Consider the following 11857-nt stretch of genomic DNA (forward strand, 5'->3'; position numbering starts at 1 on the left):
TATCACCGGGCGGGCCTCCTTGCCCAGGCGCCGCTCCAGCTCCCTGGAGAGCTGCGTGGCCATGCCGGCGAACCGCTCGTGCCCGTAGATGTCCTTGGTGCCCTGCTCGATCTCCATGGACGTGCCCTCGCGGGGCTTGGCGCCCTCGGCGACGACGACGATCGCGAACTTCTTGCCCGCCGAGAACCGCCGGCCGACCACCTCGGTCAGCTCGTCGATGTCGAACGGGCGCTCCGGCACCACGATGGCGTGCGCGCCGGCCGCCATTCCCGAGTGCAGGGCGATCCAGCCGGTGTGGCGGCCCATGACCTCGACGATCAGCACCCGCTGGTGCGATTCGGCGGTCGTCTTGAGCCGGTCGAGCGCCTCGGTCGCGACACCGACGGCGGTGTCGAAGCCGAAGGTCACATCGGTCGAGGCGATGTCGTTGTCGATGGTCTTCGGGACGCCGACGATCGGCAGGCCCGCCTCGGAGAGCAGATTGGCCGCCTTCAGCGTGCCCTCGCCGCCGATCGGGATGATCGCGTCGAGACCGAGATCGGAGACATGGCCCCTGGCCTGCTCCACACCGCCGCGCAGATGGGCGGGCTGGACCCGGGAGGAGCCGAGGATCGTGCCGCCCCGGGCGAGGATGCCGCCGACCGCGTCGAGGTCGAGCTTGCGGTAGTCGCACTCAAGGAGGCCCTTCCACCCGTCGTGGAAGCCGATGACCTCGTCGCCGTGGTCGACCACCGCGCGATGAACGACGGAACGGATGACGGCGTTGAGGCCGGGGCAGTCGCCGCCGGAGGTGAGCACACCAATTCGCATTGCCCGGGAAACCTTTGCAACGTGGGCCGACGACCGGACCACGTCGTCCGGTTGGATCCCCGCCACCCTACCGGCGCAGGGTGGCGGGACCGAACCGGGCGTCCGCCTGCTGGACTCCGCTCAGACGAGCGAAAAGCCCCTCATCAGGCGGGCTGTGTCGCCGACGCGATGCGCTCGGCGCGCAGCGCCTCGTACCAGCGGTCGTCCGTCGGCGGCAGGGCGTTCACATCGAGGGCCAGCTTCAGCAGCAGGTCCGCGATCAGCGGGTTGCGAGCCATGACCGGGCCGTGCATGTACGTACCGAAGACGGTGTCGTTGTACGCGCCCTCGGTGCCGTCGCCGGTGCCGTTGCCCCGGCCGAACTGCACCCGGGCGAACGGCCGCGCCGTCGGGCCGAGATGGGTGACGCCCTGGTGGTTCTCGAACCCGGTCAGCGGCGGCAGACCGAGGTGCGGGTCGATGTCCGCCAGTACGTCACCGACGCAGCGGGCACCCTCGCCGCGGGTGGAGACCACGTCGAGCAGCCCGAGACCCGGCTCGCGCTCACCGAGGTCGTTGATGAACTCGTGGCCGAGGATCTGGTAGCCCGCGCAGACCGAGAAGATGATCGCGCCGTTCGACGCGGCCCGGCTGAGCCCGCCGTCGCGGCGCAGCCGCTCCGCGGCGAGCCGCTGCGGCCGGTCCTCACCGCCGCCGATCAGATAGATGTCGCCGGACGTCGGGATCGGCTGGTCGCTGCGCACGTCGACGCGCTGCACATCGAGACCGCGCTGCCGGGCCCGGCGCTCCACCACCAGCGCGTTGCCCTGGTCGCCGTAGGTGCTGAGGAGGTCGGGGTAGACCCAGACCAGACGCAGACCGTTGTTGCTCATGCTTCGTCCTCTCCGGAGGTGGCCGGGGCCGGGGTCAGTTGCCGACACGACGGCGCAGATCCTGGAAGGCGGTGTAGTTGGCGATGACCTCGATACGGCCGGGCGGGGCCTGCTGCACGGCCTCGTCGAGGTTCTCGCAGACCCGGAAGTCGAGACCGGCCACTTCGAGACGGACCGCCAGGTCCAGCTTGCGGTCGCCGAGCACGAAGATCGGGTGACCGGCGAGCTGGGTGTAGTCCACGTCCCACAGCCAGGAGGTGTCCGTGCCGTCCGCGCCACGGGCGTTGACGGAGAGGATCACCGGCGTGGGCGGCGGGTCGATCAGGGAAAACGTTTCGAGCCAGCCCGCCGGGTTCTTCGCCAGCAGCAGCCGCAGCTCACGGCCGAGGAAGGACACCACGTCGTAGCGGCCCGCGACGGCCTGCACCTGGTACATGCGCTCCAGCGCGACCTGCGGCGGCACACCGAAGACGGCGGCCACGGCGGCGGAGCTGGTGGCGTTGGCCTTGTTGGCGCGGCCGGGCAGCTGGAGGTGGATCGGCCATGCCGAACCGTGCGGGTCCAGGACGTAGTCGCCGTGCAGGACCCAGCTGGGGGCCGGCCGGCGGAATCCGCACTCGCCGCAGAACCAGTCGTCGCCGGGGCGCTGCATCACACCGCCGCAGGAGGGGCAGGACCAGGCGTCGTCCTTCCACGCCTGTCCCGCCGCCACCCACACCACATTGGGGGAGGAGGAAGCCGCCCAGACGATCAGCGGGTCGTCCGCGTTCGCGACGATCACGGCCTTCGAGCCGGACAGCCCCTCACGCCACTTCTCCGCCAGCATCCGGGTCTCCGCCGCGCGGTCCAGCTGGTCGCGGGAGAGGTTGAGCAGTGCGATCACCTTGGGCGTCGTGTCGCGCGCGACCCCGGCGAGGTACTTCTCGTCCACCTCGATCACGCCGTACTGCGCGTCCGAGCCGCCGGCCAGCGCCGAGGTGATGCCCGCCGGCATGTTGGCGCCGAGCGCGTTGGACACCACCGGGCCCGCGGCCCGCAGTGCTTCGGCGATCAGCCGGGTGGTCGTCGTCTTGCCGTTCGTCGCCGACACGAGGATCACGTCCAGGTGCTGCGCCAGCCGCCCCAGCAGGTCGGGGTCGAGCTTGAGCGCCACCCGGCCGCCGATCACCGATCCGCTGCCGCGCCCTGCGGCGCGTGACACCGCCGCCGCGGCCTTGCCCGCCGTCACGGCCAGCTTGGCCCGCGGCGACAGCGGGTCCGTGTTGCCTGCCATCGTCCTAGATCCTCCTTGCATCGGTCCACGCCCAGCCTATCGATGTCCGGCGCGGCGCCCGCACCCTGGCACCGCCGGGAAGGTGGAGGTCGCGTGGAACGTACGATTGCGGCCATGCGAAACCGCCCGATCCCCGGCAGTTCCGGACTGATTCGTGCCATGAGCCTGCTCGGTGATCCGGTGTTGCACGGGGCCTGTGAACCCGTCACCGACTTCGGCCCGTCGCTCGCCCGGCTCGTCGAGGACATGTACGCCACCATGTACGCGGCCGAGGGCGTCGGCCTCGCGGCCAACCAGATCGGCGTGCCGCTGCGGGTGTTCGTCTACGACTGCCCGGACGACGACGACATCCGTCACCTCGGGCACCTCGTCAACCCCAGACTGGTCGAGGCCGACGGCATCACCGTACGCGGCCCGGAGGGCTGCCTCTCGCTGCCCGGCCTCGAAGCGGCCACCCCGCGGTTCGACCGTGCGGTCGTCGAGGGCCGCACGGTCGACGGCGAACCGGTCCGGATCACCGGCACCGGGTTCTTCGCCCGCTGCCTCCAGCACGAGTGCGACCATCTCGAAGGCACGGTCTACACGGACCGGTTGACCGGGCTGCGCCGCAGAAGGGCGATGCGAGCGGCCCGCCGCGCTCCCTGGGCGCGCACCGGTGAGGCCGCGTCCTAGAAACCGCGTCCTGGAAACCGCGTCCTGGAAACCGCGTCCTGGAAACCGCGTCCTAGAATCCCGGTCCGCCCGGACGGTCGCCCGCCGCGGCCAGCCTTCCCCACAGCAGATCGGCCAGGCTGCTCACCAACTGTTGGCGGGAGCAGGGGCGTTCGCCCAGCCACCAGTCGCCCGCGGCGTGCATCATGCCGACGATGCCGTGGCCCCAGATCCGGGCCATGGCCTCGCTGTCCGGGCCCAGGTCCACCCGCTCGGCGATCACCAGGGCGAGTTCCTCGCCGAGTCTGCGCAGTAGGGGTGCCGAGTGCCGTCCGACGTCGAAGCCCTGCTCCGTCGAGGGTGCCGCGTCGTCGGAGGGGTGCATCAGGAAGCGGTAGACCTGCGGGCGGGCCTCGATCGCCGCGAGGTAGGTGTCGAGCGTCGACTCGACGCGCCGGCGGCGCTCGGCGGGGGCGTCGAGCGCGGCCCGCAGTGCGATCAGCAGCGCGTCGGTGTGGCGCTTGGCGAGGGCGCGGTAGAGGCCGCCCTTGTCGCCGAAGTGCCGGTAGAGGATCGGCTTGGTGATCCCGGCCTCCGCCGCGATGGCGTTCATCGAGGCCCCGGGCCCGTCCCTGAGCACCACGCGGTCGGCGGCTTCGAGCAGCTCGCGGCGGCGGCTCTCGGCCGCTGTCCGCTGTCGCTCTGCCTGTCGTGTGCTCTCCATGTCGCCTCTCCCCGCCCCTGGCTGTGCAAATGCGTCCTGCCTGCGCAACGTAACACCCTGCCCAGCGCCGTGCGGATCCGAACCGGGACGGTTGACAGAGGCTACTTGTCGGTAACAGACTGCGGTTACCGCAAGTAACGAGTGGTTTTTCACAGCAGTACGTGGAGGGGAACATGGCGGAGTTCACGCTCGAACTCAACGATGACCAGAAGCAGGTCCGTGACTGGCTTCACGGCTTCGCCGCGGATGTGATCCGTCCGGCGGCTTCGGAGTGGGACGAGCGTGAGGAAACGCCCTGGCCCGTCATCCAGGAGGCGGCCAAGGTCGGCATCTACTCCCTCGACTTCTACGCCCAGCAGTTCTTCGACCCGACGGGCCTCGGCATCCCGATGGCGATGGAGGAGCTCTTCTGGGGGGACGCGGGCATCGCCCTGTCCATCGTCGGTACGGGCCTGGCGGCCGTGGGCGTCCTCGCCAACGGCACCGAGGAGCAGATCGGCACCTGGATCCCGCAGATGTACGGCGACCCCGACGACGTCAAGGTCGCGGCCTTCTGCTCCTCCGAGCCGGACGCCGGCTCCGACGTCGCCTCGATGCGCACCCGCGCGGTGTACGACCAGGCCAAGGACGAGTGGGTGCTGAACGGCACCAAGACCTGGGCGACCAACGGCGGCATCGCCAACGTCCATGTCGTCGTCGCCGTGGTCGACCCCGAGCTGGGGTCCAAGGGGCACGCCTCGTTCATCGTGCCGCCGGCCACCCCCGGGCTCTCCCAGGGCCAGAAGTTCAAGAAGCACGGCATCCGTGCCTCGCACACCGCCGAGGTCGTCCTGGAGGACGTCCGGATCCCCGGCCACTGCCTCCTCGGCGGCAAGGAGAAGCTCGACCAGCGCCTGGCGCGGGCCCGTGAGCGCGCCGCCTCCGGCGGTGAGCGGGTGAAGAACGCCGCGATGGCCACCTTCGAGGCGTCCCGCCCCGCGGTCGGAGCCATGGCCGTCGGCACCGCCCGTGCGGCGTACGAGGTGGCGCTGGACTACGCGAAGACCCGAACCCAGTTCGGCCGGCCCATCATCGACAACCAGGGCATCGCCTTTCAGCTCGCCGACATGCGCACGCAGATCGACGCGGCCCGGCTGCTGGTGTGGCGTGCCTCGTGGATGGCGACCACCGGCAAGCCGTTCACCTCGGCCGAGGGCTCGATGTCCAAGCTGTACGCGAGCGAGACCGCGAAGAAGGTCACCGCCCAGGCCGTCCAGATCCTCGGCGGCAACGGCTTCACCCGGGAGTACCCGGTGGAGCGGATGCACCGGGACGCGGCGATCTACACGATCTTCGAGGGCACCAGCGAGATCCAGCGCCTGGTGATCGCCCGCACCCTGTCGGGCATGCCGATCCGCTGACCGTGTGTGTCCCCGGCCGCCTGCCCGGCGACCGGGGACACGGTCCGTCAGGCAGGCAGCAGGGCCTCGATGGCCGCGACGAGTTCGGGTGCCTGGGGCTCGACGCGCGGGCGCAGACGGGCGACCGGTTCGCCCGCCGGCGAGATGAGGAACTTCTCGAAGTTCCACTGGACGTCACCGGCCTCGCCGTCCGCGTCCGCCAGCTGCGCCAGCTCGGCGTAGAGCGGGTGGCGCCCCTCGCCGTTCACCTCGGTCTTCTCCAGCAGCGGGAAGCTGACCCCGTACGTGGTCGAGCAGAAGGTCTGGATCTCCTCCGGGCTCCCCGGCTCCTGGCCGGCGAACTGGTTGCACGGCACGCCGAGCACGGTGAAGCCGCGGTCCGCGTAGTCGTTCTGGAGCTTCTCCAGGCCCTCGTACTGCGGGGTGAGCCCGCACTTGGACGCGACATTCACCAACAGGACGGCCCGGCCCCGGTAGACGGCCAGGGACGTGGGCTCGCCGGTGAGCGTGCGCAGGGGGATGTCGTGCAGCGTCATGAGGTCTCCTCGTGAGGTGTGGCTTCCGCAGCCATTGTCACGCCCCCGTCCGCTCCGTACGAAGCCCGTTCCCCGTCCGTCCGGGCCCCCGCACGCCACCGACCTGCGGGAGTCCGTCCGCGGAGGCGTCCGGGGCATGACCCCGACGAGCGACCCGTGTACGGATACCGGCCGAGCCCCGGACTCCTGTGCCCCGACCGGGGATCCGTGCGCCGCTCACCGGCCGGGCAGCGCCTGTGCGGGGCCGATCGCCTTGTAGTAGAGCGTCGTCGGCCTCAGGACCCCGGCCGGATCCCCGGCGTAGTCCGGGATCGAGCCGCACTCCGTCCAGCCCGCCGAACGGTAGAGCCGCTCGGCCGGACTTCCGCTCTCGGTGTCCAGGACCAGCAGTGTGACACCCGCCCCGGCGGCCGACCGCTCGGCGGCGTCGAGCAGCGACCGGCCCACGCCCCGGCCGCGGGCCGACGGACGCACCATCAGTTTGGCCACCTCCGCGCGGTGCCGGGCGTTGGGCAACTGCGCCCGGTCCAGGGCGATGGTCCCGGCGACCCGTTCCGCGTCGCGGGCGATCCAGACCTGGAGGCGGCCCGCGTCGACGGCCCCGGCCCGCTCCCGCCACCAGCCGGCGGCCACCTCGCGGTCCAGCGGCGCGAGGAAACCCACCGACGATCCGCCGTCCACGGTGTCCACCAGGAGCGCGGCCAACTCATCGGCGTAGGTGACCAGTTCGTGGCCGCGTACGGGAACGATCTCGATCATGTGCAGGGTCCTCTCACGGCAGAACGATCATCAGTGCATAGCGGACCTGCCCCGGCCCGGGGCAGTGGAAGTGCGAGGGGCCGCGCAGCCGGAACCGGAGGCAGTCGCCGCGGCGCACGGTGTGCACGGTGCCGTCGACGGTGATCTCGACCGTTCCCTCCAGCACCCAGACGTGCTGCTCCACGCCGGACACCGGCGCGTTCTCGTACGCGATGGCGGCCCCCGCGTCGAGGGTGCCCTCGATGACCTCCGCGCGCAGGCCGCTGTGCGGCGGCGACACCGAGCGGCGTACGAAGCCCGATGCCTCGTCACGCCAGACCGGTTGCCGTGCGGCCGGGACGAGCTGCGGGGGCTCCGCCTCCACCTCCAGCAGCAGCCGGGACATCGTCCGCCCGTAGACCGTGCACAACCTGCCGAGCAGGGCGGCGGTCGGGCTCAGCTCGCCGCGTTCCAGCCGGGACAGCGTGGACCGGCTCACCCCGCTGCGCCGCGAGAGCTCGTCCAGCGACCAGCCGCGTTCGGTGCGCAGTTCACCCAGCCTCGCGGCGAGCCGGGCATCGACGGAGCCGGGCTCCGTCTCTTCGGTTTCTCTCATCATGGAGATGATATCCCTGTACGGAGACGGATCGTGTGCCGGCGGCGCTCCCGGGGAACGGCTGTTCTGCCGGGCGGGTGCCGACATGACACGCTGGGTCGGGGGAGGTCCCGGTGGCCCGCTCGGTCCGCCGGGTCGCTCGGCTACCCGAGGAGGCCGCAATGGCCAGTACCACCAGCGGGCCGTCGGTGGCGCCCGCCACCCCTTCGAGCTCGCACCATCCCTTCCGGATCGGCTGGACCGCCTTCGCTGCGGTGCTGATGATCTTCGGCGGAGCGATGGCGATCTTCGAAGGAATCGCCGCCATAGCCAAGGACGCCGTGTTCGTCGCCACCCGCGACTATCTGTTCCGGTTCAACCTCACCGGCTGGGGCTGGATCCACCTCGCACTCGGCATCCTCATCGTGATCGCCGGCTGCGCGCTGTTCACCGGAGCCGCATGGGCACGTGTGGTGGGCATCGTGCTCGCGGGCCTGAGCGCACTCGCCAACTTCCTGTGGCTGCCCCACTACCCGCTCTGGTCGATCGTGCTCATGGCCATCGACGTCTTCGTCATCTGGGCGCTGTGCGCGAGTCCGTTCCAGGAGAACCAGGAGAAGGAGAGCGTCTGAGGTCACGGCGGAGGTCCGTCATCCCCGATCCGGCCGGGCGCCGGCCGGGGACGGCGAGAGCCGGATCGTGGCGACATAGGAGACGACGACCGAGACGATCACGAGCGGCATGACGGTGAGGCCCTCGGAGCCCAGCAGCAGTGTCGCCAGCAGCACCGACGTCATCGGGAGCTTGAGCATCGCCACACACATGGCGCCGATGCCCATCGCGAAGCCCGACGTGAGGCTCAGCCCCGGCAGATGGGACAGGGCGATGCCGCCCGCCGCCCCCACGAACATCGCCGGGAAGACCGGGCCTCCCCGGAAGCTGCTCAAGGACGCGCCGTACGCCACCGCCTTGCAGACCACCAGCAGTACGAGCGTGCCCACCGAGTACCCGGCGCTCTGCGCCAGCAGCGGATCGAGGGCACTCTCCCCGGAGTACAGCACCCCGGACGCGTCCCGTCCGGTGCTCTGCGCGTACACGAGCGCGGCCACGCCGGCGACCGCTCCCATGACGACGGTGCCCGTCACGGTCCGCCGGTCCACCCGCCCCTGGAGGAACCGGGCGAGCCGCTGGATGCCCGTGCCGACGAAGGCCGCGGCCAGTCCGAGGACGACGGCCCAGCCGAATTGCGCGATGTCCGGCCCTGCTGCCCGGGGTACGTGATGCAGCGCCAGGGAGTACGTCCCGAGCCCGGTCCAGGAGCCGAGTCCGGTGAAGACGAGCGCGCCGATGCCGGCCGCCAGCAGCCCCGGCACCAGGACCATTCCGAGCATCATCCCGGCCAGCCCCGAGGCCTCCATCAGCAGAAAGGCCCCCAGGAGCGGCGAGCCCAGCAGCGCGCTGATCGCGGCGAAGCTCCCCGCGGCCCCCATCACCGCGCTGGGGCCTGGCCCGATGCCGGGCTTGACCAGGTGCGCCGCGTACACGGCCAGTCCGCCGCCGAGCGCGATGAGCGGCGCCTCGGGGCCGAGCACCGCCCCGAGGCCGAGCGAGGCGATCGCCGCCAGCACGACGCCGGGCAGCTCCACTGCCGAGGGTGCCCCCGTGGCCACCATCCCGTCGGCGGGCCGGTGACCGCCCTGCCCCGGCAGATGGCGGACGGTCAGCCCGACCAGCAGGCCGGCCACGGCGAGCAGCGGCACCGGCCACCAGGACGGTGTGCCGGCGAACCCCAGCGCCCGGGGCAGGTCGTGGTAGGTCAGCGACTGGAGTTCGTGGGTGAGTGCCAGGAAACCGAACGCCACCGCCGAGACCGGGACGCCGAGGGCCGCCGCCAGTACGAGGAGCGCGGCGTAGCCGCGGGTGCGGATCCGCGCGAGGGGGTCCGCACCCGCGGCGGGTTCGGCCGACATGATCGTTGCCTCCTCGGCGTCGCGACCCGTCCGGAACGGGCTGTCCCACAAGCGTCGACAAGCGTCCACAAGGAGATAGCACAACGCGCTGATTCGTCCGCGATGTACCCGCTGGGTGGGTGCGCCGGTTCCCGTACTGCCATCCCCCTGGACCAGCGCGCGGCCGGGCCGACGGAGCGGCTCAGCAGTCCAGGGCGGCAGGGAGCCGGCCCGCCCGCACCGCGTCGACCAGCGTCCGGTGGTCCCGCTCGTTGCGATCGGCGTACTTCTCGGCGAAGCAGACCAGCGCCCGGTCGAACGAGGGACCGCGTCCCAGGTACGCCGCGATGGCGATCCGGTCGCCGGAACGCGCGTGGGCGCGGGCCAGGGTGGCGCCGCACGCCTCGCCGAACACCCGCATGCCGGACGGCACCATGTCCTCCGGCTCGACGATGCCCTTCCAGTCGCGCAACTGGCGTACGTAGAAGTCGCGGTGCCTGCCGTCGATCCCGTCCACCCGCTCCCAGCCGAGGAAGATGTCGCTCGCCGCCTGCATCAGCCGCTGCCCCGAGACCACCCGCTCGCCCTGGTTCCGGTACGGGCCGGCGCCGGCGTGGGGCGCGAGCACCGAGGTTCCGGCCTCCTTGGCCTGGAGGAGGAGCGGATCCCCGCCGTCCCTGCCGAGCATCAGGATGACCCAGCAACGCGTGCCCACGCTGCCGACGCCGACCACCTTGCGTGCCATGTCCACGAACCGGAAGTCGGAGAGCAGGGTCCGCCGGTCCGACGGCAGGCTGCGGCCGTAGTGCGAGACCAGCGTGCGGAGCTGCTCCTGTGTCGTCCCCCGCTCGCCCTCCGGGAGCAGATCGGCGGCCGGTACGAGCAGCGGCGGGTCCGCCGCGATGCGCGACTGCCCGTCCACCGTCCCGGTGAGCCTGTCGAAGGCCTGGAGACTGTCCCGGGTGCGGGCCTTCGCCGCGAACCGGGCCAGCTTCCTGCGGCCGCGCTTCGCCAACTGCTGGGCCGCCAGCGCTTCGAGGCGGCCGATGTCGACCCGCGAGTACCAGACATCGAGGTTGCGCATGCCGGCGAACCGGATCATCGACTCCCGGTACGACCGCACCGTGGTCAGCACGATGTCCGCGCACTCCCGTTCGGTGAAACCGTTCGCACGTCCCGCGATGACGAAGCTGGCCGCCAGGCGTTTGACGTCCCACTCCCAGGGGCCGGGCGACGTCTCGTCGAAGTCGTTGATGTCGAACAGCAGATTCCGCTCGGGCGAGGCGAGCAGCCGGAAGTTCAGCAGATGGGCGTCCCCGCACAGTTGGGCCCGGATCCCGGAGTCCCCGGTGGTGGCCAGGTCGGCGGCCATGATCGCGGCGGCGCCCCGGTAGAAGCGGAACGGCGACTCGGTCATCCGGCCGTAGCGGATCGGTACGAGTTCGGGCAGCCGGGTCGCGGACTGGGCTTCGAGGACGGCCAACGGGTCGGGCCGGTCGGCCGGCGGTTCGAACTCGGCATGGCTCGACCTGGGTGTCGCCCGCCGGGCCGCTTTGCCGAGAGCCGCTCGCTGCTCGGGCGTCGCATCGGGTGCCGTCCTGAGCATCGAGTTCGTGTCCTGCGGCATCGGGCCCTCCTGACTGCTCCACGGGCGTGCGCCGCACTCGCCGGCGCCCAGGTCCGGGGACGGGACCGGACGGGGCCGGGGCAGGCCGGCAGGGCGGCGCAGGGCACCGCACCGGTCGGCGCGCCCACGCCCTGCGTCCGATCATCGCGGCTCGGCCCGGTTCCGGCATCATCTGGACGCCGCCCGGCACGCCCCGACTCCGGGCCGCTACCGCCGTACCGCCCGGGTGTGGAGGCCCGGACGGGCGAGCACAGGGCGCCGGGCGGACAGTGGAAGTCGGAGGGGGCCCGTCCGGCAATGGATCCCCATGAGCCCCGGGAACGGACGCTCATGGACCGATACCTTCCCATCGCCCTCGTCTCCGACAGCCTCGTCCACCGCTACGACCCCGCGGCGTCCCCGGACGGGCTTGCGGGGCTCCGAGGGCACGTTCAGCCTCTGCACGTTCCTCTACGTGGACGCCCCGGCCCGCGCCGGCCGGCTGCGGATGGCCCGGTACACCTTCGAGAAGACGCTCATGTACGCCAAACCATGTCGGCCTGTTCGCCCAGGAGATCGGCCCCAGCGGTGAGCAACTCGGCGACTTCCCGCAGGCGTTCACCCACCTGTCGCTCATCACGGCGGCCCGCACCCTCGACGAGGCCCTGGACCGGGCCCGTGCCGAGGAGCGCGGCTGACGGTG

Annotated in this window: 12 protein-coding genes and 1 pseudogene; 4 read left to right on the forward strand and 9 right to left on the reverse strand. The window is 71.6% G+C overall.

The window, feature by feature from the left end:
* The 3 genes from EES42_RS17710 to EES42_RS17720 all read right to left on the reverse strand — a co-directional run.
* Nucleotides 1–810: ATP-dependent 6-phosphofructokinase (locus EES42_RS17710; protein ID WP_124719424.1), on the reverse strand; the 810-nt coding region annotated here is incomplete at its 3' end.
* 143 nt (nt 811–953) lie between these two features.
* Nucleotides 954–1682: a type 1 glutamine amidotransferase gene (locus EES42_RS17715; protein ID WP_124719155.1), complete on the reverse strand. Its 729-nt coding sequence runs from the start codon at nt 1680–1682 to the stop codon at nt 954–956.
* A gap of 34 nt (nt 1683–1716) precedes the next feature.
* Nucleotides 1717–2955, reverse strand: coding sequence for a Mur ligase family protein (locus tag EES42_RS17720; protein WP_124719156.1), 1239 nt, complete (start codon nt 2953–2955; stop codon nt 1717–1719).
* Between the two features lie 114 nt (nt 2956–3069).
* Here EES42_RS17720 and def point away from each other — a divergent pair, with 114 nt between their 5' ends.
* Nucleotides 3070–3627, forward strand: coding sequence for a peptide deformylase (gene def, locus EES42_RS17725; RefSeq protein ID WP_206433493.1), 558 nt, complete (start codon nt 3070–3072; stop codon nt 3625–3627).
* Between the two features lie 52 nt (nt 3628–3679).
* Here the strand turns inward: def and EES42_RS17730 are convergent, their stop codons facing one another.
* Nucleotides 3680–4330 (reverse strand): TetR family transcriptional regulator, encoded by a 651-nt coding sequence (locus EES42_RS17730; RefSeq protein WP_124719157.1) that lies wholly within the window; start codon nt 4328–4330, stop codon nt 3680–3682.
* 173 nt (nt 4331–4503) lie between these two features.
* Here EES42_RS17730 and EES42_RS17735 point away from each other — a divergent pair, with 173 nt between their 5' ends.
* The gene (locus tag EES42_RS17735) at nt 4504–5730 is read left to right on the forward strand and encodes an acyl-CoA dehydrogenase family protein (protein WP_124719158.1); all 1227 of its coding nucleotides are present in this window, start codon (nt 4504–4506) and stop codon (nt 5728–5730) included.
* Between the two features lie 47 nt (nt 5731–5777).
* On the opposite strand, the gene EES42_RS17740 is transcribed toward EES42_RS17735, so the two are convergent.
* From EES42_RS17740 to EES42_RS17750, 3 genes are all read right to left on the reverse strand, one after another.
* Nucleotides 5778–6266 carry a glutathione peroxidase gene (locus EES42_RS17740; RefSeq protein WP_124719159.1) on the reverse strand — a complete coding sequence of 163 codons (489 nt, stop codon included), beginning with the start codon at nt 6264–6266 and terminating at the stop codon, nt 5778–5780.
* Nucleotides 6267–6482: 216 nt separating this feature from the next.
* The gene (locus tag EES42_RS17745; protein ID WP_124719160.1) at nt 6483–7025 is read right to left on the reverse strand and encodes a GNAT family N-acetyltransferase; all 543 of its coding nucleotides are present in this window, start codon (nt 7023–7025) and stop codon (nt 6483–6485) included.
* A gap of 13 nt (nt 7026–7038) precedes the next feature.
* Nucleotides 7039–7620, reverse strand: a complete 582-nt coding sequence (locus EES42_RS17750; protein WP_124719161.1) for a helix-turn-helix domain-containing protein — start codon at nt 7618–7620, stop codon at nt 7039–7041.
* A 161-nt stretch (nt 7621–7781) separates the two neighbouring features.
* Here EES42_RS17750 and EES42_RS17755 point away from each other — a divergent pair, with 161 nt between their 5' ends.
* Nucleotides 7782–8231, forward strand: a complete 450-nt coding sequence (locus EES42_RS17755; RefSeq protein ID WP_124719162.1) for a DUF7144 family membrane protein — start codon at nt 7782–7784, stop codon at nt 8229–8231.
* 18 nt (nt 8232–8249) lie between these two features.
* Here EES42_RS17755 and EES42_RS17760 read toward each other — a convergent pair whose 3' ends face one another.
* Nucleotides 8250–9569 (reverse strand): chloride channel protein, encoded by a 1320-nt coding sequence (locus EES42_RS17760; protein WP_124719163.1) that lies wholly within the window; start codon nt 9567–9569, stop codon nt 8250–8252.
* A 181-nt stretch (nt 9570–9750) separates the two neighbouring features.
* Entirely contained in the window at nt 9751–11175 is a 1425-nt protein-coding gene (locus tag EES42_RS17765; RefSeq protein WP_124719164.1) for a DUF2252 domain-containing protein, read from the reverse strand.
* A gap of 354 nt (nt 11176–11529) precedes the next feature.
* Between EES42_RS17765 and EES42_RS46180 the strand changes: the two are divergent.
* A pseudogene (locus tag EES42_RS46180) lies at nt 11530–11852 on the forward strand (glycoside hydrolase family 15 protein); the annotation flags it as partial.
* Nucleotides 11853–11857: the final 5 nt, after the last annotated feature.

The sequence above is a fragment of the Streptomyces sp. ADI95-17 genome (assembly GCF_003846175.1).
Taxonomy (GTDB): Bacteria; Actinomycetota; Actinomycetes; order Streptomycetales; family Streptomycetaceae; genus Streptomyces; species Streptomyces sanglieri.